Annotated in this window: 20 protein-coding genes and 1 riboswitch; of the genes, 2 read left to right on the forward strand and 18 right to left on the reverse strand. The window is 44.7% G+C overall.

The genetic code is table 11. The annotated features are described in order from the left end of the window. Nucleotides 1-80: 80 nt before the first annotated feature. Both RYO92_RS00845 and RYO92_RS00850 read right to left on the reverse strand, forming a co-directional pair. Nucleotides 81-608, reverse strand: a complete 528-nt coding sequence (locus RYO92_RS00845) for an RNHCP domain-containing protein (protein WP_315369166.1) — start codon at nucleotides 606-608, stop codon at nucleotides 81-83. A gap of 121 nt (nucleotides 609-729) precedes the next feature. Next, nucleotides 730-1,350: an RluA family pseudouridine synthase gene (locus RYO92_RS00850; RefSeq protein WP_315369167.1), complete on the reverse strand. Its 621-nt coding sequence runs from the start codon at nucleotides 1,348-1,350 to the stop codon at nucleotides 730-732. 173 nt (nucleotides 1,351-1,523) lie between these two features. Here RYO92_RS00850 and RYO92_RS00855 point away from each other — a divergent pair, with 173 nt between their 5' ends. Together RYO92_RS00855 and RYO92_RS00860 are read left to right on the forward strand one after the other, a co-directional pair. Next, nucleotides 1,524-2,447: a class I SAM-dependent methyltransferase gene (locus RYO92_RS00855; protein WP_315369168.1), complete on the forward strand. Its 924-nt coding sequence runs from the start codon at nucleotides 1,524-1,526 to the stop codon at nucleotides 2,445-2,447. A gap of 138 nt (nucleotides 2,448-2,585) precedes the next feature. Beyond that, on the forward strand, nucleotides 2,586-3,803 hold the full coding sequence (locus RYO92_RS00860; protein WP_315369169.1) for a cell wall-binding protein: 1,218 nt from the start codon (nucleotides 2,586-2,588) through the stop codon (nucleotides 3,801-3,803). A 418-nt stretch (nucleotides 3,804-4,221) separates the two neighbouring features. On the opposite strand, the gene thiT is transcribed toward RYO92_RS00860, so the two are convergent. From thiT to RYO92_RS00940, 16 genes are all read right to left on the reverse strand, one after another. Beyond that, nucleotides 4,222-4,773 (reverse strand): energy-coupled thiamine transporter ThiT, encoded by a 552-nt coding sequence (thiT, locus tag RYO92_RS00865; protein WP_007157448.1) that lies wholly within the window; start codon nucleotides 4,771-4,773, stop codon nucleotides 4,222-4,224. Between the two features lie 35 nt (nucleotides 4,774-4,808). Then, nucleotides 4,809-4,903, reverse strand: a riboswitch (TPP riboswitch). A 154-nt stretch (nucleotides 4,904-5,057) separates the two neighbouring features. Beyond that, a complete protein-coding gene (locus tag RYO92_RS00870; RefSeq protein WP_315369170.1) occupies nucleotides 5,058-6,161 on the reverse strand; it encodes an acyltransferase in 1,104 nt (367 codons plus the stop codon). After that, complete coding sequence (locus RYO92_RS00875; protein ID WP_183684731.1) at nucleotides 6,151-7,377, reverse strand: ribose-phosphate pyrophosphokinase; 1,227 nt, start codon at nucleotides 7,375-7,377, stop codon at nucleotides 6,151-6,153. Before RYO92_RS00875 ends, RYO92_RS00870 begins: the two co-directional genes overlap by 11 nt. A 755-nt stretch (nucleotides 7,378-8,132) precedes the next feature. Beyond that, nucleotides 8,133-9,089 (reverse strand): ATP-binding protein, encoded by a 957-nt coding sequence (locus RYO92_RS00880; RefSeq protein WP_315369171.1) that lies wholly within the window; start codon nucleotides 9,087-9,089, stop codon nucleotides 8,133-8,135. Between the two features lie 14 nt (nucleotides 9,090-9,103). Beyond that, nucleotides 9,104-9,949, reverse strand: coding sequence for a DnaD domain-containing protein (locus tag RYO92_RS00885; protein ID WP_315369172.1), 846 nt, complete (start codon nucleotides 9,947-9,949; stop codon nucleotides 9,104-9,106). 362 nt (nucleotides 9,950-10,311) lie between these two features. Then, a complete protein-coding gene (gene murC, locus RYO92_RS00890) occupies nucleotides 10,312-11,712 on the reverse strand; it encodes a UDP-N-acetylmuramate--L-alanine ligase (RefSeq protein WP_007157456.1) in 1,401 nt (466 codons plus the stop codon). 124 nt (nucleotides 11,713-11,836) lie between these two features. Then, nucleotides 11,837-12,334 carry a QueT transporter family protein gene (locus RYO92_RS00895; protein ID WP_315369173.1) on the reverse strand — a complete coding sequence of 166 codons (498 nt, stop codon included), beginning with the start codon at nucleotides 12,332-12,334 and terminating at the stop codon, nucleotides 11,837-11,839. 322 nt (nucleotides 12,335-12,656) lie between these two features. After that, on the reverse strand, nucleotides 12,657-14,120 hold the full coding sequence (gene guaB, locus RYO92_RS00900; protein ID WP_315369174.1) for an IMP dehydrogenase: 1,464 nt from the start codon (nucleotides 14,118-14,120) through the stop codon (nucleotides 12,657-12,659). 146 nt (nucleotides 14,121-14,266) lie between these two features. Next, a complete protein-coding gene (locus tag RYO92_RS00905; protein WP_315365150.1) occupies nucleotides 14,267-15,481 on the reverse strand; it encodes an ATP-binding protein in 1,215 nt (404 codons plus the stop codon). 384 nt (nucleotides 15,482-15,865) lie between these two features. Continuing rightward, entirely contained in the window at nucleotides 15,866-17,086 is a 1,221-nt protein-coding gene (locus tag RYO92_RS00910; protein WP_315369175.1) for a dicarboxylate/amino acid:cation symporter, read from the reverse strand. A 170-nt stretch (nucleotides 17,087-17,256) separates the two neighbouring features. After that, complete coding sequence (locus RYO92_RS00915) at nucleotides 17,257-18,555, reverse strand: L-cysteine desulfidase family protein (protein ID WP_040649180.1); 1,299 nt, start codon at nucleotides 18,553-18,555, stop codon at nucleotides 17,257-17,259. A 938-nt stretch (nucleotides 18,556-19,493) separates the two neighbouring features. After that, nucleotides 19,494-21,254, reverse strand: coding sequence for a glycerophosphodiester phosphodiesterase (locus tag RYO92_RS00920; protein ID WP_315369176.1), 1,761 nt, complete (start codon nucleotides 21,252-21,254; stop codon nucleotides 19,494-19,496). 102 nt (nucleotides 21,255-21,356) lie between these two features. Next, nucleotides 21,357-22,007, reverse strand: a complete 651-nt coding sequence (locus RYO92_RS00925) for a GntR family transcriptional regulator (protein ID WP_007157467.1) — start codon at nucleotides 22,005-22,007, stop codon at nucleotides 21,357-21,359. A gap of 124 nt (nucleotides 22,008-22,131) precedes the next feature. Further along, complete coding sequence (locus RYO92_RS00930) at nucleotides 22,132-23,511, reverse strand: ATP-binding protein (protein ID WP_315369177.1); 1,380 nt, start codon at nucleotides 23,509-23,511, stop codon at nucleotides 22,132-22,134. Nucleotides 23,512-23,673: 162 nt separating this feature from the next. Beyond that, nucleotides 23,674-24,399: an MgtC/SapB family protein gene (locus RYO92_RS00935; RefSeq protein WP_315369178.1), complete on the reverse strand. Its 726-nt coding sequence runs from the start codon at nucleotides 24,397-24,399 to the stop codon at nucleotides 23,674-23,676. A 95-nt stretch (nucleotides 24,400-24,494) separates the two neighbouring features. Further along, on the reverse strand, nucleotides 24,495-25,901 hold the full coding sequence (locus RYO92_RS00940) for a cation:proton antiporter (RefSeq protein ID WP_315369179.1): 1,407 nt from the start codon (nucleotides 25,899-25,901) through the stop codon (nucleotides 24,495-24,497). Between the last annotated feature and the right edge of the window lie 103 nt (nucleotides 25,902-26,004).

Consider the following 26,004-nt stretch of genomic DNA (forward strand, 5'->3'; position numbering starts at 1 on the left):
CTTTACTACACTTATCTTTACTACTCTATTCTGCTTCTCTTTACTTTCTTGCTCTCTGTTAAGCTTTACCGGCCTTAGCCTTACTTTCCCTTTTCTTCCAAAAAGTAAGACAGGAAGGACATGGGAAAGGGGGGAGAAGACAGGGGCTTCACCGCAAGCTGCATCAAAAGAAGAGGGTTATCATCCGCCAAAGCCCGGTTTAAAGAGAGCTTTCCGCAGGACTTACAAAGGTGTAGAATGCTCCAATCCCCGTCTCCTTTGGAAATCACCCCGATGGGCTCCATTTGCCCACGACAGCCGGCTTTCCGATCTCCCGGCTCCTCATCCACATGGAGGCTGTACAGGCAGTGGGGACAATGATTTCTATGCTGAGAACCTGCTCCCTCAGGATGAATTTCCTTTCCGCAGTGGGCACAACGAAAGCTTTCCAGGCAAGGAGTGAAACGATAATCGATGGAGCTTGACTTCCCATCCTTCCCTAAGCCGATTTCCTTCCCTGCTCCGCCATCCCTCTGCTCTTCCGCATCCTTCCTCTGTTCTTCCCCCGGATTTCTTCGGGAAGCCACCGACTTCTTTTTCTTCTTTAATGGCATATCTCCGTTTTGCATGACTCCTACTTTCTTTTTCTCTTCTTTTCTATTTTTCTCTTCTTAGCTATTTTCTTTTCGTTTTCCCCTTCATAGCTTTTGTATTTCAGGGAATGTCTCTGTGTTGGTTTTTCTTATAGCATTAGCTTTTAGGCTCCATAGCGTTTTCAAAAATACTCCAGGGCTCTCCCTCAGGATTTTTTATCTCATACCGTCTTTCCTCTCTCGTCTTTACATCCAAAAAAGAGAGTTGATAGCAGTGTAAGCCCACTGTCCCTTTCTGCCGGGAACCGTATTTTCCGTCTCCGTATAGAGGAAAGCCCCGACTTGCAAACTGGGCACGAATCTGATGAAAGCGTCCGGTTTCCAGCTCCACATCCAGAAGCATCCACTCCCCATTTTCCTCCACAATCTTATAGCGGAGAATCGCTTCCTTTACGCCCTTTCTAAGGCTTTTCACCGGAAAACACTTCTGCTTTTTGCTGTCCTTATAGAGATAGTCCTGAAAGCATCCCTCCTCCGGTAAAGCTTTTCCCTCTTCTCCCTTGGGTACCACGATATGATAACGTTTTTTGATTTTTTTCTCTGTCAGCTGCCTGGACAAAGCCGCCGTAGCCTCCTTATTTTTTCCGTACAATAAAAGACCGGAAGCCACCTTATCCAGGCGGTGGATGGGAAGGCAGTCCTTAGGAGCATCCTTTTCACTATCCAGCCCTGCTTCCTTATAAAACACCAGGTAGTCTTTTGTTTCTTCGATAATCAAGCTTCCTCCTCGGGAATTTTCCCTATCCGGTCTGTATCGTCCCCTATTTTAACATAAATTTTCTATCCGAAAAGGGCGGTCTTGGGATTCTTTTCTTTTTCCCGCATTTCTTGTCATTTTCCTAAAAGAATGCTAGGATAAATGCCAGTTTGTCGGGCTTTTAAGGAGGAAAAATGTTTCTAGCAAAGAATTGGGTGGATTATGCCGTTTTGGACAGCTCTTCCGGAGAAAAATTAGAGCGTTGGGGAAAGTATATTTTGCGTAGACCGGACCCCCAGGTCATTTGGCAAAATCCGAAGAAAAATCCTCTGTGGAAAAAATGTAACGGTCACTACCACCGTTCCAAGGCCGGGGGAGGAGACTGGGAATTTTTCGACCTGCCCAAGCAGTGGAAGATTTCCTATGGGCTGAACGGAAATCCGGAGCAGAGCCTTGCCTTCCATTTAAAGCCCTTTGCTTTTAAGCACACCGGACTGTTCCCGGAGCAGGCAGCCAACTGGGATTGGTTTTCCGAAAAGATTGCGGAAGAAAAAAAGAGAAGACTGAAAAAGGGAGATAAGACGCCCATCAAGGTTTTAAATCTTTTTGCCTATACCGGAGGAGCTACCTTGGCCGCAGCAAAGGCCGGTGCGGAGCTGACCCATGTGGATGCCTCCAAAGGCATGGTGCAATGGGCCAAGGAAAATGCCGAGCTTTCCGGTCTTGCTTCCGCCCCCATCCGCTATCTGGTGGATGACTGTGTGAAATTTGTGGAGCGGGAAATTCGAAGAGGCAATCAGTACGACGGCATCATCATGGATCCCCCTTCCTACGGCAGAGGTCCCAAAGGAGAAATTTGGAAAATCGAAGACAGCATCTATCCCTTTTTACAGCTGAGCGAAAAGATTTTGAAAAAGGACGCCCTCTTTTTCCTCTTAAATTCCTACACCACCGGATTACAGCCGGGAGTTATGGCCTATATGCTGAAGGATTTGATTCAAAAAAGCCGTGGAGGCATCGTGGATTCCCAGGAAGTGGGCTTGCCCATTGCAGAAAGCAATCAGGTACTGCCCTGCGGTTGTTCCGCCAGATGGTTTCAAGGGGAAGAACGTTCTTAAACCGTAAGCTTTTTGTCCTTTTCGTTAGGAAAAATTCGTTGTTTTTCCTATGAGAAAAAGATAGTATTATAAAGAGAAGCTGAAATAATATATTTTTACCATCCTTTAAGGATTGCCTATAGAGATTTGGAGGACAAAATGAAGAAGAGAACCCTACCCTTCCTGCTGGTTGCAGGAATCGGCCTTTTTTCCGGCACCGCTTTCGCAGCCGGCTGGAATGTAAACAGCAGAGGACAGCAGGTTTATCAAAATGATAACGGTTCTGTGGTGCAAAACTCCTGGATTAAAATCAATCAGAACGGCCAGACCATTTGGTATTATGCCACAGAAGACGGAAGCCTTAAGCAGGACGGCTGGCTGAAATTACAGGATTCCTTCTACTATTTTGACGGAAACGGCATTATGCAGACCGGTTGGGTAAATGATGATAATTATTACTGCGACCCGAGTACCGGAAAGATGATTACCGGCTGGAAACAGCTTCCCCTTCCCTCCGGCGTTACCGCCGACGAAAATCGAAAGGGAAATAACGGAAACTACTGGTTCTATTTTAATCAAAGTACCGGAGAAAAGCTTCGCTCCAAGGACGGTCATGTTGCGGTAAAGACCTTGGACAATGCCTCCTACGGATTTGATGAAAACGGTATCATGGTTACCGGTTGGGCAGAGGTAAATGATGCCAATCCGGAAATTGCCGGCTATGTATTTTTCGCAGAGAAAAACGATAATAAATTCAAGATGGGACAGCGTTTAAGCGGCACCTGGTACTCCACCGTAGGCCCTGAGGGAAACAGCAGTAAGCTTTCCACAGGAGATGTGGAATGGTTCTATTTTAAAAATAACGGCCATCCCGCAGCAGGTAACGAAGGGGTGTACGAAGTCCAGAGAATCAACGATAAGCGCTACCTTTTCAATGAAAAGGGCAATCCCGTTTACGGCATTCAGAAGGGACGCACCGCTTCCAATGCTCCGGAGGGCTACTACTATTGCGGAGCCAACAAGGCGGACTGTTCCGTAAAAACCGGAAGAATGAATCTGGTGGACGGAGACGGAGACAACATCACCTGTTTCTTTGATCAAAACGGTCGAGGAGTCACCGGTATCAAACAGGATTACCTGTATTTTAACGGACGTCTCCAAAAGGCGGATCAGGGCTCCCGTTATCAGAAGGTTACCCTTCCCGGACAAAACAGAAGCTACGTGGTGAACGAATCCGGCAAAGTCATGAAGAATAAGACCAAATACCGTGACGGAAACGGCAATAAGTGGTCTGTCAATGCCAGCGGTGTGATTACCTTGGATGAGGGACTGGACAGCGTAGAGCTTCAATCCCCGAAGGTTACCGATCTGGATTAAAAGAAAAAGGAACTGTAAAATCAAAAGAGATTTCTAAGCAATACAGGTCTGAAATTGGGGCAAGCTCTCGCTAGCTTCGCCCTGCGCAGTGAAGGACTGCACTCATTATTAGAAGGCGCTCTGATGCAGTGTGGGTCTATAATCGGGGCACGCTCTCGCTAACCTCGCCTTCGTAACAGTACTAACTTCAAGCTTCGCTTTGCTTGCTTTCAGTAAGTACTGACGGGCTCAGATTGCCCCTATTATAGACCCACACTGCATCAATCGCTTCAATTATTGATTTTTTTCAGTCCTTCACTTCGCCGGTCTTTCGCAAGTATCAAGCTCAGACTACCCCTTATTCAGACCTATATTGCCGAAAATCTCTTTTATTTTGATTTTACAGTTCCTTTTATAAGTTTTAATTCAGACTCGTAAGCTATCGGGCATAAGCTCCTTCGGAAAGAAGCTGTCCCTTCATCCGATACAGGCCTTTGTGTACCGCAGGGACCAAAAGTACCCCAAGGGTAAGAACCATTTCCACGGAAATATAGCTGATATTGTAGCTGAAGGAATACCAAACGGGATTCATGCCTTCCGGAGCATAGGAAGCGAAAAACAGTACGCCGGATAAGAAGGCGAAGAAAAAGCGTCCTAGACAAGCCACAATATAGCCGATAAAGAGGCCGTGCTTCTTTTGGGAAAATAAGCCGGATAAACCTAGGGCGGTAAAGGCTAAAACATAATCCGTAATAAACTGGGCAGGGCTATAAAAATAGGGCTTCAAAATGAAGCTCAGAGCGCCATAGGCCAAACCGGACAGGAATCCGTAGGTTCCGCCGAAGAAAAATCCCGGTAAAGTGGCAAAAAGCATGGAGCAGGCGGTAACCGATCCTCCCATCGGCAGGGAAAAGAGATTAATCATTCCCAGTACCAAAGACATGGCTACGCAAACTCCGGACAAAGCAATCTTTTTGGTGTTATTATGCATAAAAAAAATCCTCCTATGCTGTCCAAAGGACAATGGAGGGCTCACTATAGCTTCCCTACGCTGGCATTATCCAGGTCAGGTTAAAGGGTTGGTTTTCACCTCTCAGCATACAGCGCCCCTAGCAACAGTATCAGTTTAGTCCGAATAGGATGGTTCGTCAAGTTAAAGGATTTTTGCTAATTCATAAAAAATTCTAAAAGCTTCTTTTTCCTATAGGTCCAAAGCATCCCTTTCCTATAGAGCCAAAACAGCTCTATTCTTTAAATATTTCGGCTCTCGAAATACTACGAAGCTCTTCCTCCATTTAAAATTCTCCATAAAGGATTCGCATACTTTTTTAGAAGATAAGCCGTGACTTGGGATAAAAACAGACAGTACACGGGACTCAAAGTGTAAAAGCAAAAGAGCAAAGCCTCTCCCGCTTCCGGAAAAAAATGCTTTTGCAGCATAAACCAAAGTCGCAAAAAAAGATAATGCACTGCATACAGATAAAAATTATGGTCCGCATACTTTTTTCCAAAGGCAAAAAAGCCCCTTTGGCAAAGAAGAAGCAAGAAAACTGCCGTACTGATACGGTAGAAAACCGTAGCCAAAAGCAAAAGCCCGATGGTCTTTCCCAAGATTGTATAGCCATAGCAAAGAAGGGCTGAGAGCAGGAGGAGAGACGGGGAAAATGCAGATTTCTTCTTCGTATTTTCATAAGAGAAACTCTTCCCCTCCTCGGAAATGCCAAAACCAAGCAATGCCAAATAAGCACCAAAGCTATAGTAAAAAGCCGCATCCTCATTGAGATAAGGTATATCCAGACGAAAATACACCAAGCCAAGAAAGAAGAGGGGAAAAACGCCAAAAAGCAGGTTCCCCAGCTTCGGAGAAAAGCATTTTCGGAACAGAGAAAGACCTAAGGCAAAGAATGGACAGGCGTAGGTCAGAAGAATCAGCTGAAAAAAATACCAAAATACCGGCTGATAGCGATAAAGAAATATCCCCTCAAAAATCCCGTGAATACTAAAGTCTGCCTTTTGAAACAAAAGATAAAGGACAGTCATTCCGGTATTCCAGAAAAGATAGGGGAGGACATAGGAAAAAAAGCGTTTTCCAAGCTTCTCTCTCCATTGGGAAAGGCTCTGCAAATTTCGGAAAAACAGGTAGCCACTGACAAAGAAAAATCCGGGAACCGCTACCTGGCCTAAGAATTCCGAAAAGAAAAACTCCCATTTTTCCAAAAAAGAGCTCTCAAAAAAGGGTAGCCTTGCTACGCTCTGCAACTCTTCCACGGAAAAATGGGTGCTATGAACAAAAACCACCAAAAGGGATAATAAAAAACTATATTGGGGAAATATAGAAAGAAGGCTTGTTTCCAAGCCTCTCTTTTCTTTACATATCATCTTCCAACTCTAAGCTAAACTGCTCTGTCTGGGAAGCTCTGGCTTCCTTATATTCAGAAACTCTCTTATTGATTCTGCCCACCGGATCCAAGATAGAGGAAATGGAAATATCATGGTTCATATTATCAATGAGCAGAGCAATGTACTTCGCCATGCTTACATTGATATACCATTCTCTCTTTAGCAGCTCTTCCGGCTGATAAATCAGGTCTGTGGTCAAAACTCCCGCCAGAATTCCGGCTGCATAGGCTTCATCGAACTTGTTAAGACCGTTGGTAAATAAGCCGAAGGTACAGCAAGCATAAACTCGCTTTGCCTTTCTGTCCTTTAATGCCTTGGCTGTATCGATTAAAGACTCTCCGGAGGAAATCATATCATCGATGATGATAACATCCTTTCCTTCCACATCCGTTCCCAAGAATTCATGAGCCACGATAGGGTTCCGTCCGTTCACCACCTGGGTGTAGTCTCTTCTCTTATAGAACATACCCATATCTAAGCCTAAGACATTGGCATAATAAATGGCACGATTCATTCCGCCCTCATCCGGGGAAATAATCATCATATGATCCTTATCAATGTCCAAATCATTTACATTCATCAGAAGTGCCTTAACGAACTGGTAGGTGCAGGAAACATTGTCAAAGGAGTCTCTGGGAATGGCATTCATGACTCTGGGATCATGAGCATCGAAGGTTAAGAAATTCTCCACGCCCATTTCATGAAGCTCCTGCAGCATCATAGCGCAGTCTAAGGACTCTCTTCCGGATCTCTTATGCTGTCTGGACTCATACATGAAGGGCATAATGACGTTAATTCGCTTAGCCTTTCCTGTGGTTGCCGCAATCAGTCTCTTTAAATCCGCATAGTGGTCATCCGGAGACATGTGGTTCACATGGCCGAAAATGGAATAGGTCATGGAGTAGTTCATCACATCCACCATCAAGTAAATGTCCACGCCTCGTACGGACTCCAGGATTTCTCCCTTTGCCTCTCCTGTTCCGAATCGGGAAATTCTTGTGGGAACAATGTAATCCGATTTCTGATACCCTGAAAAAGCAAGAGTTTCCTTATGCTCACTTTCTCTCTTGGTTCTCCAGGTAACCAAGTAATCGTTTACCTTCTTTCCCAAGGGCTCAATGGACTTCAGCGGCATCAAAGCCAAAGGTCCTACCGGAATACGCTCAATGAACTGTGAAGTTCTGGAATCAGCCATGACTATTCTCCTTCCAAACATATAGACACTTACGGATTAAAAATACAGGAAAGCAAAGAAAAAGTCTATGCTCTTTTTTGCTTTTAGGAAAAAACTTTTGTCGAAGAGATTTTTGGAGTGTTCTTCGTAAAAGGGTTAACGCTTTTGCTCTTATGGCTTCGGAACAGGGGCACGCTCCCGCTAACCTCGCCTCGCAACGGATACTAAGCGAAAAACTGCAGTTCCCTTGTTTTTCGCTAGTACCGACGGGCTCAGATTGCCCCTTATTCGAAGCCATAAGGCAAAAGCTACTGCTACTTTTACTTCGCCTCTCCACAAAATATCTCTTCGATGGAAAGTTAAGGGTGTGATGGAAAGAAGGGGCTGTAAAAATCAAAGTACTAAAGAGATTTTCGGCAATATAGGTCTGAACTTGGGGTAGTCTGAGCCCGATACTTGCGAAATCCGGCGAAGTGAAGATCTGTAAAAATCAATAAGTGAAGCGAATAATGCAGTATGGGGCTACAATAGGGGCAATCTGAGCCCGTCAGTACTTACTGAAAGCAAGCAAAGCGAAGCTTGAAGTTAGTACTGTACCCGTTGGGCGAGCTTAGCGGGAGCGTGCCCCGATTGTAGACCCATACTGCATTTGAGCGCATCTTTATGATAAATACAGTCTTTCAATACACAGGATTAAGCTAGTGAGAGCTTGCCCCAAGTTTAAACCTATATTGCTTAGAAAATTTTTTTAATTTTTTACAGCCCCTTCTTCTCTCTTACAGTCTCTGATCTTTCCCATATAAGGGGATGATCTCGTAGTCAGACATGAAGCGGGACACCACTCTGTCGGAGTAAGTCTCTCGTAATTCTTTAAAATTCAAATTTGTAGATATCAGCATGGTTTTTCGGTCCAATATCCGTTGATTCAGCAGGGCGAAAAAGCGGGAGGTGGTGAAGCTGTTGGAAAATTCCGTTCCCAAGTCATCTATCAGAATCACATCCACCTCTTCGATATAGTCTTCCGTATCTTCTTCTCGCATCCTTTTGGAAAAATACTCAAAGAGTCCTGTGGCGGTAAAGTACAATACACTTACGCCTCTATCCAACAGGGCCTTGGCTATGGAATGGAGAAAATAGGTTTTTCCGGTTCCAGTACTGCCGGTAAAGAGGATGCTGCGGTTATTTTTCGGGTATTCTTCGCAGTAGTTTGTCAGATAGTCCCGAATCTCCTTAATATATTCCCGCAGGGTTTTGTTTCCGCACTGGCCCAGCTTCTCTATATTATCGAAGCGCTCCAACTGGAACTTGGAGAAGTTTTCCCGTTCCAGCACCGCTCCCATACGGGACTGTCGGTACAGAAGCTCTCCTTGTAGCTTTAAAAAGCATTGGCATTTCTTCCCGTCCACATATCCGGTATCCTGACAAAGGGGGCAAAAATGCTCTTCTTCCTCTAAATCCTGTATCTTATATCCCGCGCCTTCCAAAAGAGCTTTCTTTTCTTTATGCAGCTTTCCGATTTCTTCCTTTAGTCGAAGGAGTCCCTCACGATTTCCCTGCTGCATTTCTCCGGCAACGGATAAAGAGAAGGCTCTAACCTTCTCCTCCAGCTCTTCCAGTTCCGGAAGCTTACGGAATATCTCTTCCCTTTTCTCTAAATATCTTCTATGGGCTTCCAGCTGTCTTTCTGAAAGAATCCTTTGTATCTCCTGAACCTGTCCGTTACTCAGTGCCATGCTTTGCCTCTTCTCTACTTAGCGGTATGAAACTGTCCAAGTCGTTCTAAGGCCTTCTGCTTAGCCAAAGAATCATAGTCTACCTCTTCCTGACTGAAGTTCAGGAAACGATTGCTCTTCTTCTCTCCGGAAGTGCCTCCGCTCTTTCCTTTCGAAGAAAATGTATTTCCGCCGGATTTACCTTCTCCGCTTCCTGCCTTCATGCCCTTCGCCATATCAAAGTTCTTCACATGCTCTCTGGCAGCCCGTACATCTCGAATGCCCAATTCGTGCCAGTCCACCGCCACCTTCTGCATATAACGACAGTTGGTCTTTTGCAGACTGCAACAGTAGTCTAAGAAAAATTCAATCAGCTCCGCATCCATTTCCAGAGACTGATACATATATTCAAAAAGCTGGACATGGGAAGGGGTTACCACAGGCATCAAATGCTTGGCTACAAACAAAATACCGCCAAATTCTTCCTCATCGATTTCCCGCTTTTTCCCGTCCATTTCCTGTTTTTGCTCATCAAAAAAAGAAGTCCTTTCCATACGGCTCAGCCTCTCTTTCTGAGACAGCTTTTCCTCGGAAAGAAGAGCCGCCTCTTCCGACTGCAATTCCCGCTCCAAAGCTCTGGCCGTTCCCTCTTTTAATACCCCCTTTTTCTCCCAAAAAAGGATGGCTCTTTTCACGTCCTGGTCAGTTAAACAAAGGGCCTCACCGATTTCCTTGCCCTTTAGCTTTTCTTTTTGATGGCGAAGCAAATACAGATACACCTTCACATAATCTCCATTGGCTTCGGCTACATATTCGTCTATAAATGCATTCGGAACACAAGTAATCTCCGCCTGGATTCCCTCTTGAAACTGTATCTCCATCTCTTCCCTTTCTCCCCTAAGTCGTCGGTGAGCAAATCATAACATAGGAGCTTTTTCAGTTCAAGAAGACTACTCCACAAGTTTATCCACAGGACTTATCCACAGCAATGTGGATAATGTGGGTTTCTTTTTTTATTTTCTTTAAAAGCTTGATTTTACCGGGTTTATCTATCCTTTTTTGAAGGATTTTCCCTCCGGTTATCCACAATTCTTAGGTGGATTTCCGGAAAATCAGGAAAGAAGAAAATAATTTTCTTTCCCCAAACTCCCCCGGCTTGAAAAAGATAAAAAAGAAGGTTTCCACCATTTGGAAAAGAAAAAATTCCTTTTCTTCCACGATGAAAAACCTTCTTCAAAAAATTCTATTCTTCTCTCTCCGCACCTTCCAAAGAAAGTAAATCCTCTCCCACGTCTACGATATTTCCCGCACCCATGGTGATTAAAAGGTCTCCCTCCTTCACATGCTCTAAAATATACTTCTCAATGGAAGGAAAATCCGGAATATAGTACACGTTGGTGTTTTGAGAAAGCATTAGCTTCCGCAAATCATCCGAACTGATGCCTACGGTATTTTTCTCTCTGGCGGCGTAAATGTCTGCCAGAATAATCTCATCCGCCTGGGCCAAAGCTCCTGCAAAGTCCTCCATTAAGGCCTTTGTTCTGGAATAGGTATGGGGCTGGAAAACAATCCAGAGCTTTCTATGAGGATATTTCTGAGCCGCCGCAATGGTTGCCGCAATCTCCTGGGGATGGTGGGCATAGTCATCAATAATGGTAAAGCCGTTAATTTTTCCCTTTCGCTGGAAACGACGATCCGTTCCGGAAAAACGATGCAGAGCCTCCTTGATATCCTCAAAGGAAATCCCCAAATATCTTGCCACCGCAATGGCAGACAGGGAATTGTAGATATTGTGCTCTCCGGTAACGGAAAGTGTCACCTTGCCTCTATCCTCTCCGTGCTCAAAGAGGGTAAAACTGGGTCTTGCATAATGGTCATAAGAAATAAAATTCGCCGTATAATCCGCGTCCCCATGACCGAAGGTAATTATCTTCCGTCCGCCCAAATCCTCTAAGAAATACTCATAATGAGGAATATCCTTGTTGATGACCACAAGGCCATCCTCCGGCAATCTTTCGATAAAGGTCTTGAAGGAATCCCGAATCTCATTAATATCCTTGAAAAAGTCCAGATGGTCCGCTTCCACATTTAAAATCACCGCAATGCTGGGGAAGAAGGAGTGGAAGGAGTTGGTGTACTCACAGGCCTCTGCCAGGAAAATGTCGGATTGTCCTACCCGAAGATTTCCCCCGATATCCTTCATCATCCCCCCCACCGTAATAGTAGGATCCTTTGCCGCCTCCATAAGAATCTCGCCAATCATGGAGGTGGTGGTGGTTTTTCCGTGGGTACCGGCCACATTGATTGCCGTAGCATAATTTTGCATGATGCGTCCCAGAAGATCTGCACGAGTCATCATGGGGATGCCTCTGCGCTTTACCTCCTGAAACTCCTCATTGTCCTCGGAGATGGCGGCGGTATACACACAAAGCTCCACCCCATCCTGAATATTTTGACGGCTTTGGGGAACAAAGACCTTGATTCCCAAGCTTTCCAGGTGCTCTGTCAGAGGAGAAGTTTTAGCATCCGATCCGGTTACGGTAAAATGACGATCCAGCAGAATTTCCGCCAGGCCGCTCATGGAGATACCCCCTATTCCGATAAAGTGCACCCAAAGTGGTTTGTCAAAATGAATATCGTACATATTTCCTCCTAAAGCATTTCCTTACTACTGCTTAGTTGTTGAGCTCTCTACTTCCGTCCTATACCATAACTTCTCTATCCTGCCAAGGAGAAGCTTTTCCTCCGGCAAAATACCGGCTTTTCTGTTAAACTCCTGCGCCGAAAAGCACTTCCTTCCTACCTTCTAAAGCTAAAAGCAATACATTTCCCAAAACACCTACCGCAATGACCTCTCCCAGTCCCACGGTAGCAAAGAGGAAGGGATAGCTGTCCGGTACCCCGTAAGCGTACTGTAAAACGAAGGGCACGATGATGGCATTGGCCAGGATGGGCGGAACGCATACCAGGAACTTATTCTTGTTCCGAAGCTGATAGCTTAAGATTGCAGCAATCAGGGTAGCCAAGGTTCCGAAGATAACATCCGGCATGGCCGCTCCGGAAAAGAAGTTTCCTAAAAGACAGCCCACTGCCAAGCCCGGAACAGCCGCAAAGCTGAAAAAGGGCAAAATACAAAGGGCTTCCGCAATACGAAACTGAATTGCTCCGAAGCTGATTGGCTTAAAAATCAGCACCAACGCCACATACACAGCAGCAATCAACGCCGCCTGAGTCATCATCTTAGTTTTTTGATCTTGAAAATGCATAAATTCTCCTTTAGTTTTTTTTAGCGTGTGGAAGGTCTCGAACACACGGGTGAATAGTTACAATCCGTGAGATTTTAGCATAAAATCGACATTCTTCATAGTTTTTATTTTCGTGATAGAAAAAAAGTACAAAAATAGGAGCTGTAAAAAATCAAAATAGTTTTCTATTTCTTATTTTGTTTTTTTACAGCCCCTATTTAAATAGACTCTCTTAAAGAAAAGCTCTCTCCAATAGAATTCGGCTCAAATGAATTCGGCTGAAATAGAGTTCACTTTCCAAAGAATCTCACTTTATACAGAAGTCTTTTTCAAAAAATTTCACCTATATAGAATCCGAAGAGTAGTTCGGTGCTTCTTTTGTGATATGAATGTCATGGGGATGAGATTCCTTTAAGGATGCAGGAGAAATCTTCACAAACTCGGAAGTTTCCTGCAAGGTGGGAATGTCCTTTGCTCCGCAGTAGCCCATGCCGGCACGAAGGCCGCCGATAAACTGGAAGATGGTATCTTCCACCTTACCTTTGTAAGCCACTCTTCCTTCCACACCCTCAGGCACCAGCTTCTTGGCCCCTGCCTGGAAGTAACGGTCGGAGGAACCGTTCTTCTCCTTCATGGCACCGATAGAGCCCATGCCGCGATAAACCTTATATTTTCTTCCCTGATAAAGCTCAAACTCACCGGGAGCTTCATCACAACCCGCAAATACGGAGCCCATCATTACGGTGGAGCCGCCGGCAGCCAGTGCCTTCGCCACGTCTCCGGAATACTGAATTCCGCCGTCTGCAATAATTGGAATGCCGTATTCCCTGGCTACGGAATAGGCATCCATAATGGCGGAAATCTGGGGTACACCGATTCCGGCAACCACTCTTGTGGTACAGATGGAGCCGGGGCCGATACCAATCTTCACACAATCCGCTCCCGCCTCAATCAGCGCTTTCGTAGCCTCTTTGGTGGCAACATTTCCGGCGATAAGGGGAAGGTCGGGATACTTGTCCTTCAGTAAACGAATACAGGAAATAACGTTTTGGGAATGTCCATGGGCGGAATCCAAAACAATAACATCCACATGGGCCTTTAAAAGTTCTGCCGCCTGATCCAATACATCCGTGGTAATGCCCAGAGCCGCACCGCAAAGCAGTCTGCCCTGCTTATCCTTTGCCGCATTGGGATATTTGATTTGTTTCTCAATATCTTTGATGGTAATTAAGCCCTTTAAATTCCCCTCATCATCCACAATGGGGAGCTTTTCCACCTTGGCCCGGGCCAAAATGGACTTGGCCTCCTCCAAAGTTGTCCCTTCCTTTGCGGTAACCAGATTCTCAGAGGTCATGCAGGCGGAAATCGGACGATCAAAGTCCTCTTCAAAAACAAGATCACGGTTGGTAATGATGCCGATAAGCTTCTTTCCTTCCGTAATCGGCACACCGGAAATCTTAAACTTCGCCATCAAATCATTGGCATCCTTCAGGCTATGATCCTTGGTAAGGGAAAAGGGATCGGTGATAACACCATTTTCCGAACGCTTCACCATGTCTACTTCTTCCGCCTGGGCAGAAATCGACATATTCTTATGGATAATGCCGATTCCTCCGCATCTTGCCATGCCGATGGCCATCTGATGCTCTGTAACGGTATCCATTCCCGCAGAAATAAAAGGAATGTTCAAACGAATCGTCTTCGTCAAATACGTGCTTAAATCCACCTCATTCGGTACAAGGTCTGAATAATGCGGAACCAGTAAAACATCATCAAACGTAATTCCTTCCCCTATGATTTTCGCCATATTTCCCTCTTTTCTTACAATCGGACAAATGTATCGAAAGATATTTTTTCAGTACTATAACATGGGCGATTTTGAAAAACAATATTCTTAAAACCCGGAAAGACCGGAAGGTGAAATTTTCTTCAGCATTCACGTTCTGCGACATCCTAGTACTCTTGACTAAGCAGAAAATCCGCCATGTGCACAAGCTTTACCCCATTCACATTTCCCCCTGCCAAGTCATCCAATGTTACCACGTACTTCGGGTAATGGTCCTTGATTTCCAAAAGATTAGCCAGCTCCCGATCCGAATCCTCCGGAAGATTCCGGCAGACCTGTACATAGATTCGCTCATCCCGCCGAACCGCCACAAAATCAATCTCCTTCGTCTCATTTTTCCCGATATAAACCTCATAGCCTCTTCTTTTCAACTCAAAGTACACCAGGTTTTCCGGCATGGAAGCAACGGACTTGGGATTAAAGCCCATCATACAATACTTTAAGGAAGAGTCTGCCAGATAAAATTTTTCCTGCGTTTTCAGGACAGACTTCCCCTGTAAATCATATCGGGGGCAACGATAAATCACGAAGGCTTTTTCCAGATAGCTTAAGTAGTTGTATATGGATTCAATGGAAAGGGAACGCCCCTCACTTTTCAGAAACTTGGCGATGGCATTGGCGGAAAAGGTTTTTCCTACATTTTCCACCACAAATTTAACCACACGCTGAAACAAATCCAGGTTTACAATCTTGTACCGCCCGGTAATGTCACTGTTAATGACGAAATTATAGATTCCTTCCACAATCTGATAGGCGGAGCGTTCATCAAAATTGCTGCGGGCCACGATGGGAAAGCCCCCCATACGAATATATTCCTGCAAGAGCTCCTTTTTAGAGCGGGAATCTCCTTCCTTAAAACGTAAATACTCGGAAAAAGACAGGGTGTAAACAGGAATAGAAATATATCGCCCCGTTAAATAGTCGGAAATCTCTCCGGACATCAGCTTGGAATTGGAGCCCGTCACATAAATGTCGGTGTTTGCGTCCTCTAAAAGACTGTTTATCGCCTTTTCCCAGCCAGTCACTTCCTGCACCTCATCCAGCAGAAGATAATAGCGGTCTTTGCCCCGCATTAACCGCTTTATCCCCTGATACATTTCCTTACTGCTCATGCCCTCTTCCAACTCTTCCGAGGTATAACGCAGGCTAATGATATGATCCTCAGAAATTCCGCTCCGAATCAGCTCATCTTTTAACATTTCCAAAATGGTGGATTTTCCGCATCGCCGAATTCCCGCCAAAATCTTCACCAAAGGAGTATCTCGATATTTGCCCAGCTCCTGTAAGTATTGAGGACGCTCAATTCTATTTTGTTTTTCCATACTATCCTTAACTCCTTTGTTTGCTTTATTTACCCATACTTTTTCTAAACTATCTCTATGCAATTCTCTCAACTTGGGTTGTTCTATCATTTTACTTTGTTCTATCATTTCGTATTATATCACAAGCATACAGAAAAACTTCTATATATTATATATTTTTTACTTCTCTATACTAAAAAACTATATTATTTATAAAAGTTTATCTCTGTGTAGCAAAAAGAGACAGCCTAAACTGTCTCTTTTCCATACACTTAGCTTTCGCTATTAATCATAGGTTCCAGCATTTTCCATTTATCCATAGATAGATTTTTTATCTTCTATCATGGTTTATAGGATTCTTTAGATACTTTTTCTCACCTAAACATACATCCAAAGTACAAGCCATTACAATACAGACTCTAACTTCTGTGGGTGAATCCCGTGCTTCTCCGCATATCCGGTAAGAATCAATGCCAATGCACCGTCTCCGGTTACGTTACAAGCGGTTCCGAAGGAATCCTGTAATGCGAAGATGGTCAGCATCAAAGCAGTTCCTGTCTCATCAAAGCCAAGGACACCGGTGATCAGCCCCAAGGAGGCCATAACGGTTCCACCGGGAACACCGGGAGCGCCGATTGCGAATACACCCAGTAAGAGGCAGAAGAGAATCATTTTCTCTATGGAAGGGAACTCATTGTAGAGCATCTTGGATACCGCCATAACGAAGAAGGTCTCGGTCATAACGGAGCCGCAAAGGTGAATGTTGGCAAAAAGAGGGATTCCGAAGTCCACCATATCTTCCCGGATAGTAGGCTCGGACTTTTTTGCACACTCCAAAGCTACGGAAAGGGTTGCTGCGGAGGACATGGTTCCTACTGCTGTCATGTAAGCAGGACCATAATGCTTTAAAACATTCATCGGGTTCTTCTTCGCATAAGCTCCTGCAAGGGAGTAAAGAAGAGTCAGCCAAATGTAATGTCCGATCATTACGATAATGATGATAATCAAGAAAATCGGCAGCTGCTTGGTAATGGTTCCTTCGTAAGCCAAGGTGCAGAAGGTGGTACCGATTAAAAGAGGCAGTACCGGAATAACGAACTTGGTTACGATGGATAAAACGATGTTCTGGAACTCTTCCAATGCCTGGGTAATAATCTTGGAATTGTTCCAAGCTGCCGCAAGTCCCACCAATACGGAGAAGAAAAGAGCAGACATTACCGGCATAATCTGAGGAATGGACAGCTGGAAGACTACCTCAGGAAGCTCCTTTAAACCATCCACATCCGGGTTGATGTTTAAGTGGGGTAAGATGGTGTATCCGGAAAATGTGGCAAAAAATGCCGCTCCGATAGAGGATACATAGGCAATGAATAAAGCCACTATCAGCATACGAGAAGCATTGTTTCCCAGTCTTGTGATGGAGGGAGCAATAAATCCGATGATAATCAGCGGTACACAGAAGCTGATAAACTGTGCCGCGATATACTTCACGGTTACCACAATGTTCAAAATGGCATGGGATACACCATTATCCATTCCGCTTAAACCTAGTCCTAAGCAAATGCCCACAGCCAATGCCACCAAAAGCTTAAAGGGCAGACTATGAATAAATCCTTGTTTTTCCATACTTTTTCTCCTTCTTATTTTGTTGTAAATTTTCAAGCCCAATCTCAAGACATTTCTCAGTCTATTCTCCGACTATTTCTTAAGCCATGTCTCGAGACATATTTCAATCTATTTCTTAAGCTTTGCCGGTTTACGCAGTTCCGTCCCCCCGGTCAGGACGCCGCAGGCTCCTACACACAGGAATTCACATCCACCTGATCGGTCATTACCTTCAAAATCTCTCTGTCGGTGGATTGCATACCCACCTTTCCGATATAGCCCATATTGCGGATGGTCTTCTCCACATCCTCTTCCACAATGCCTTCTCCCCCATGGAAGCCCTGATCCTTCATACTCATGTGGTGAGCCAAAATAGCAGCATGAACGGAAGATGCAATCTTCGCCGCACAACTGGGCTTGGCACCGTCACAGACAATGCCCCCCACATTGCCTAAGGTGTTGCTGATGGTACGGCCGATCTTCTGATAATTTCCTCCGCAAAGGTAGGTAATACCGGCACCTGCACCGCAGGAGGCACTAACCGCTCCGCAGAAGGCGGAAAGAGCACCGATGTAGTGCTTGATGTAAACGGACACCAGATTGCTGACAATCAAGGCTCTGTACATCTTCTCTTCGGAAATGGAAAGGGCTTTCGCATATTCCACCACCGGCATACTTACGGTAATGCCCTGATTGCCGGAGCCGGAGTTAATCACCACCGGAAGGGGACAGCCGCTCATTCTGGCATCAGATCCTGCTGCCGCTCTGGCGCATGCACAAGCCCGTACATCGGAGCCCCAGGTCTCCAAAATCGTCTTTCCCACACTGGCCCCCCAGGGATTGTCCAAGCCCTCTTGGGAAATCGCCAGGTTCATCTCCACCTGTCTCTGTAAAGACGGTCTTACCAAGGATAAATCCACTGCATTGGCATAGTCCAAAATACCCTGAAGAGACATCAGACTCCGGTCTCCTCCTGTGGAAATCACATCCTGCTTATCCTCTTCTCCCTCTTTGTAAAGAACTTCTCCGTCCTTTTCCATGTAAATGATGTTACTGTGCTGGTTTGCAATCTCCAGTTTTACCTTATGGTTTTCGGACAGAAGCTCTACCGCAATGTAAAGCTTTGGACCTTCCTCCTGAAAGCTGACCTTGCAAAAACCGGTATCCACCAGCTTTCTGCACTGTTCCCGATCCTCATCCGTAACGGTAGACAGAACCTCCAGCTTTAAATCGGAGTCACCGCCAAGTACGCCTAAGATGGCCGCTACCTGCATACCCTTCTGGCCGCCGGAATTGGGGACGGTAACCGCCTTTACATTCTTAATAATGTTCCCGGAGCAGCAAAGCTTTATCTCCTTGACCTCTTCTCCCAGAAGCTTTCTTGCTGCCGCTGCGGCATAGGCAATGGCAATGGGTTCCGTACAGCCCATGGCCGGCACCAGCTCATTCTGTAAAATCTCCGTATAATTGTTCATCAAGCTCTCTTCCACCAATAGCACCTCCTAAAATATGTCTGACAGGACTTTTTAACTAAACATCCCCTCCCATAGTAAGCGCGAAGATTGTCTTTCAAAGTAAAACCCCGAAATCTTCCTATTCTTATTTAGATTTACTCTAATCATATCAGTAATGCGATTAAAAAGCACTAGGCGGATTTTGACGATTTTTTAACATAATTTTTGTATGATTTATATAGTGATTCTATAAATATTACAAGATTTTTATGCAATATATAGGTGCATAGAAGTACGCCCTCACAAACATCACCAGTGAGAGCCATATTCAATATGAGAAAGCCGCTCTGATGCAACATAGGCCTGTAATAGGGGGCAATCTAAGCCCGCCGGTACTCACAGAGCTCCGGCGAAGCGAAGGACTATAGAAATCAAATAGCTGAAGCGAATGATGCAGTATAGGCATGAAAGAGAGCAATCTGAGCCCGTCAGTACCTACAGAGCCCCTGCAAAGCGAAGGACTGTAGAAATAAAATAGCTGAAGCGAATGATGCAGTATGGGCATGAAAGAGAGCAATCTGAGCCCGCCGGTACCTACAGAGCCCCGGCGAAGCGAAGGACTATAGAAAATCAAATAGCTGAAGCGATTGCAGTATAGACATGAAAGAGAGCAATCTGAGCCCGCCGGTACTTACAGAGCCCCGGCAAAGCGAAGGACTGTAGAACTCAAATAGCTGAAGCGAATGATGCAGTATAGGCATGAAAGAGAGCAATCTGAGCCCGCCGGTACTTGCGAAAAACTAAGGTACTGTAGTTTTTCGCTTAGTACCGCTGCAGGGCGAGGTTAGCGGGAGCGTGCTCGTTTTCATGCCTATACTGCATCGGAGCGTATATATTTTTAAATTGCTTCACTTTGCAAGGGCGAGCATAGCGGAAGCGTGCTCGATTTCAAGCCTATACTGCATCAGCGCCCCCTACCCCGCCATGCGCTCATACATACCGTAATAGCTTCTATCCTCCAGCATATCCTTTCGAAGCTTAAACACATCCTCAGGATCGTCCGTAATCATGCCGTCCACCGGACTTTGCAGGTATTTGATGATTTTGTCTTCTTCATTGATGGTCCAAACATACATTTCCTTCCCCATATCCTGCACCTCTCCCATCAGGTAGCCGTTATAGGAGGAATCTTCAATCGCATAAAAGTCCACATTTTCCGTAGCAAAATCTCCGAATTGCACCGGAATCACCACCCCGGTCTTCCATTCCGGAGCAGTCTCTTCTATCCCCTCCATCAGGGAAATGTCTAAAGACATCAGGGGGTTCGTCTTCTCCACCCCGTATTCTTCCAGCTTCTCCAGAAGAATTTCCGAAAAATTCTCCGGTTCCTTCCCATGAGGTTTAATCTCTATCAGAAGGGGCATATTCAGTGCCTTTGCCCGCTGTACAAATTTCCGAAGGCTTGGAATTTTTCCGCTAAACTCCCCCTGATGCACCGTCATAGCGGTGAGCTCCGAAAGGGTACAGTCGTAGACCTTTTTTTCCACTCCAACAAGCCGAGAAAGTTCCAAATCATGCATTACCACAAATTCCCGGTCCTTAGTCAGCTGAATATCCAGCTCCACCATATCCGCCCCTGCTGCCTTTGCCCCCTCTAAAGACTCTATGGTATTTTCTACTCCGGTAGAAACCAGCCCTCTATGGGCAATGATTTTCGCATCCGTATTAACCTCCCGTCCCATATAATCCATAAGTGCTATGGTGCTGTGAAAAACAAATAAAGCCAGTAGGAGAAAAACGGTGGTTTTGCTATACTTTTGTTCCTCGGCAAGAAAAGCATTTTCCCCCTCGGAGCCTTCCACCGGAAGAGTATTTACCAAGAGGGAAAGAAAGCCGATTTTTGACAAAATTCCAAAGAAAAATCGGGTAAAACGAAAGAGCAGGAAGAAAAGAAAATGAAAGATTCCCAGTTCACCCTTTGGATCCAGGCGGGTAAAGAGAAAAGCCGCCAGATAGAGCAAAAGAGCGGCCAACAAACTCAACAAAAACTCATATAAAAAGAGAGTCAGAAACAATTTGATTCCGCCTTTTTTCGTATAGGCAAAGCTTTCCCGCACAGATTTGTTAAACTTCTGCGCCTTTAAGCCCATTAAAGGCACAGTATAAACCAGACGCATATTTAAGTACATGAAAAAGAGAAACAGAAGAAAAAGAGCAATATGCCCTCCCACAGTTTTGCCCACTTCTTCCGTTATAAAATCCGGAATGTGGAAGGAATCTGTCAGGGAAGAGCTAAGAATAAAGCCCGCCACCGGCACGGTGCAGAGAATATAAAGAAGGAACAGCAGCACATTGCCATAGCTGAAATCCCGCAGTCGGATTAGAGAGGTGCGAAGAATTTTTCGATAAGAAATCCGAACCCCTTCCTTGGCCGCCAAAATCACCTGTACCAGGGTGAAGACCTCCACATAAAAAAAGAAGGCCAGAAGAAAAGCAAAAAGCAAAACCATAAAGAGGCTTCTGGGGCTGGTAAAGAAGTAGCGAATATTGTACTGATCCACATTGGGCAAGTCTACCAGCACCAAAGCCAGACGGAAAAGCATTTGCAAAAGCTCCTTCCCCACGAAGCTTGCAATCTGCAAAAAAATGGCGGTAGACAAAAAGAGGAACTTATGGCGATTGCAAAATGTCAAAGTCCCAAAAACCTGTTTCCACATGCCCTCTTTTTTTTCCATAAGTTCCTTTCTAAAATTTGCTTGGTAAATGCTTTAAATGAATTTTTTTACAATATATCTCCTTTTCGTTAAAGAAACCGCAAATTTCTTTCCGATATCGATTTAAGAAAAATGGAGCTTTAAACGATAGGCGGAGTACTCTCCGAAGTCCTGAATATCCTCCTCCAAATAGCGAATGGCCTTCTCCACATCCTTATTTCGTAGCGCCGACACAATGTCCACATGGTGCTCCGTATCCATGGAAAAAAGAATTTCCTTGTCCTTCTTCCAATAGTACTGGGAGTAGGCTCGCTTCAGTCTAGTCATGCATTTTTCCAGCTGCTCCGTAATATAGTCATTTTGGGCACAGGCAATCAAACGAAGGTGAAATTCCATGTTGTGCTTCCAGTGCGTCATGGCGTCCGTATTATTTTCACTGCACTGACTGTTGATCTGCTCCAAGTCCCGAAAGTCTTCCTCCCTAAGCTCCGCTCCGCACTCCAAAAGCACTCCCCGCTCCAAGACAAAGCGGAAAGCCAGCATATCGTAGATATCTTCCTTACTGAGGCGCACCACCTCATAGCCGTAGCGGGGGATATTTTTTAAAATGCCGTCCGCACAAAGTGCCATCAGCGCCTCTCGAACCGGAGACTTGCTACAGTGGTATTTTTCCAGTAGTGCCTTCTCATTCAAAATATCTCCCGGAGAAACATTGCCCTGGAAGATATCCTCCAGAATAGATTCATATACTTGGTCTTTCAGACTTTTTTCCATAGTTCTCCCTTCATTTCTTTGAACTGTCCTAGTATAGCGTAAAAAAGGAGGCTAAAAAAGCCTCCGAAGTGATTTTCTCTGATGAGAAGAAAATATTTTTTATCTTAAAACTTGCCATAAAAAACTATACATACAGACTTTCTAAGGAAATCAAAAGCAAATCATCCCGAGAAATTGCTTCAAATCCGCTTTTGGAAAGGAAGCCGTAACGATAGCATTGCAGGCCGCATTCCTTTACCTGCGCTATCTCCTTTTCTATTTCCGCCTTGCTAAGAGGCTTATCTTGAAACTTTACTTCATAAAAAATATAGCCCTTGGGATCGTAGGTGACAATATCGAACTCTCCGTTTCGTCGTTCTTTCGGAATGTCGTAGTAGTACCTGCCTATTTTCTCAAAGGGCTCCTCCATAAGTCCTGCCCGATTCTGCCGAATCAAATATTGTTTTCCTATCGTCTCAAAACGCTTCGGAACATAGGCATTTTCAAAGTCCTCCTGAATATATCGCTGATAGAAAATATCCGAATTCATCACGTTTAGCTGGGAGCTGTAGCGGAAAATATATCGGTAATAAAACAAGGACATGGGGTCACTGATATAATATCCGGACTTCTTTCGGTTATTTTCATCATTAATGGGTGCCGCCTTCTCCACCAGCTCCATACGAATCAGCTTGTCCAACACATCCACTAAGCTGGGGCCACTGGAAACATGGGACTGAGACAGGATATCGTTAAAGCGGGAAAATCCCTTTGCCATAGCCTCAAAGACTTCATTGGCATTCACAATTTTCGCAATTTCCGACTTAAGGTACATCAGTACTTCATTTTCCAGTCTTGCGCCGGGAGAAGCAATCAACTCTATAATATTCTCCTTTACAGACCTGTCTTCCCTAATCAAACGATTATAATAGGGAATTCCGCCAAAAACACTGTAAAGCCTCACCTTATCTTCGTCGGAAAAATGGGAATAAAACTGTGCCGAATCATAGTAATCCATGGGCTTCAGCTTTAAAACCAAATCAAAACGGCCAAATAAGGGATTCTCTTTTTCTATCAGTTTCTGCATGGTATCCACAAAGGAACCGCACAAGGCCAATTTCAATTTACTCCGGTTTCGATATTTATCAATCAGTGCCTGCAAAACACTGTCCATGCCCTTCAGCACATCACTAAGATAAGAATATTCATCCAAAATCAAGAGAATATTCTCCTCCGTCGCCTTTTTAAAAAGAAAATCCAGCACTTCCTCCAGACCGGAAAAGGAAATCTTTGGGTAGCCAAACTCTTCCGAAAGTAAAGTCGCCAGACTTTCTACATTATTCATTTCAGAAGTCTGTTTGCACTCGTAATAAATCCTCTTCCCCTCAAAGAACTGCATGGAATGTTTCATCAGCTCACTTTTTCCAATTCGCCTTCTTCCGTATAATAGAAGCACTTCCATGCCGGGAGACTGATACAAGCCTTTGATTTTCCGTACTTCTTCCTCTCTTCCGATAAATTTCATTTTATTCGGTCACCTCCGATTCGGTTTTGTCCGAATAAAAATTATCATATCTGTTCTAAGATGTAAAGTCTAAGAGTAAAACAACAGAATAAAGAGCAAAACAGCAAAAATAGGAATAAAGCAACTATATAAAAGGTAAAATAAAGAATTGATTACAACGTTCTACCGCATTTCCTCAATATGATAAATGTAGTCAATAGTGGACAGGGCTTCGATAATCTCCTTGTGAGTTTTGAACTTCTTCAGCTCCTTGCTGTCTATAGTAAAGGTTACGGAATAGACGCTAAGGCCGGAACCATGGTAGGCGGTATTTAATTCAATATCATCAATCCGGAGTCCCAGTCTTCGGATAGTCGTTACAAAGTCCTGTAAATACTGCCGACTCTTTAACTCCAAATGAATTTCAAAGTGGTTAGAGCGATTTTTCAAATACATTTCCAAGCCCGGTAAAGAAGACAGAATCCAATAAAGCATAAAGCAGGCTACTACACTGATCAAGTATAGTCCCGCTCCTGCACTGAGGCCGATGAGAATACAGGACCATAGGGCAATGGCAGTAGTTAATCCCTTCACCTGATTTCGGGAGCTGTAAAGAATCGCCTTTCGGCTGATGCTTGCAATACTGATCATGGCAAAGGCGGAGAGCATAGGAAAACGAAGATTTCCCTCGTTCATAAACAGCAGATCCAAAATCATGGCCAAACAGCTGGATAAAGAGGCCAAAATAAAGGTACGAAGACCTGCGGAATGCCTTTTGTTGGCTCGCTCGCAGCCAATGATGGAGGAGAGAAGAACCGCAAGTAAGATTCTAAGCAAGGCGGAAGAAAGACTTATGTTATTTTCTATTGTCAATGTCTGAAATGCTTCCTGTAGTATCCATTCTGACATGGCTTTTCCTCCTGTTCTATTGAAATACTCTGTAATCAATGCTAATAAAACTCATCCATTTTATCTTATCAAAACCCTCTTTAAGACGCTTAACGCTAGTACTGCTCCTCCGCCGCCTCGGTAAAGGCTTCTTCCTCTTCCGCCAGTCTCTTAGCATGAGAAGGAAGTTCCTTCTGAATGGCCTGGATTCGCTCAATCAAAAGCTCCACCTCATTTTTCTTCTTCTCCGGTTCCATGGTGACGGATTCCGTTAAATCCTCCAGACTTACCGCATAGGAATGGGAAAGATAGAGTCCCAGTTTAGCACAACCCGGTCCTATAAGTTCGTAGAGAATACTGGAGGCAAGAATCACCGTTTCCAAGGCTCTTCCCAACTCTCCTCCCAGGATTCTTGCCCCCAAGGCGGAAAGGCCGATGGCCACCCCTGCCTGAGGCACAAGGGCAAGTCCTAAATATTTCCGAACTTCCTTCTTTTCTCCCACCAAAGTTGGGCCCAAAATAGCCCCCAGGTATTTTCCCAAAATACGCACCAAGAAATAACTGATTCCCACCAAGAGTAAAGGAACATTTTCCCCTATTCCCCCCGAATGTAAGAGCACATCCAGCTTAAAGTTCATGCCGGAGCGCACGAAAAACAGAAGTAAAATAGGAGGATTAAAGTAATTTAATTGCTTGAAAATCTTGTCGTCTTCCGTGATATTGATGTAAATCATCCCCATAGACATACAACCCAAAAGCGGAGAAACATCCAAAAGGGCGCAGATGCCGCAAAAGCTGAACAGTACAGCAATAGTGATAATCAAACGATTGTCCGTAGAACGCTGTTTCGGCATCAAAAGCTTTAAAAAAAGCCCAAACAGTCCTCCCAGAAGAAGTACCGCCAGATTTAAAGCAATAGGCATCAGAATACTACTTGCCTTGAAAGAACCGGATTGCAAAGCCACCGCCACGGAAATGGCCATGCTGTACGCCACAAGGCCAAAGACATTGTCCAATGCCACCACCTGCAAAAGGGTGTTCACAAAGTCTCCCTTAGCATTAAACTGCCGGATGGTCATAATCGTGGAAGCTGAGGCTGTGGTTGCAGCCAAGGCTCCTAAAACCAAAGATAGACTTAAATTCAATTTCAAAATAAAAAAGCAAAGCACAAAAACGAAGAGGGAAGCCAGAGTCGCTTCAAAAAGCGTAATAATACAAACCTTAATCCCATTCTGCTTTAGAGTAGAAAAGGTAAAAAATTCTCCGGTACCAAAGGCAATAAAGGCTAGAGCAATATCCGCAATAAAGCTTGTGCCTTCAATAATGTCCGGATTCACCAGATTCAAGCAATAGGGTCCAATCAGGATTCCCGCCAAAATGTAGGCGGTTACATTGGGAAGCTTCAGGCGCTTGGTGACTCTTGTTAAGGCAAAGCCGGAAAATAGCATTAAAGCTATGGGGATAATCACCCCGGACACAGAGGAGCCCCCCTGAAATATTTGCATAATGGATTGTCCTTCCATGGGATTGTCCTCCTTCCTGGAAAATATTCTAAATCTATAGTAAATAATCGACATGAAAAAGGGAAGTGCTAAACTTGCCCAAAACACATCGTTTAGTACTTCC

The sequence above is a fragment of the Oribacterium sinus genome (assembly GCF_963553175.1).
In the GTDB taxonomy this organism is placed as follows: domain Bacteria; phylum Bacillota; class Clostridia; order Lachnospirales; family Lachnospiraceae; genus Oribacterium; species Oribacterium sinus_B.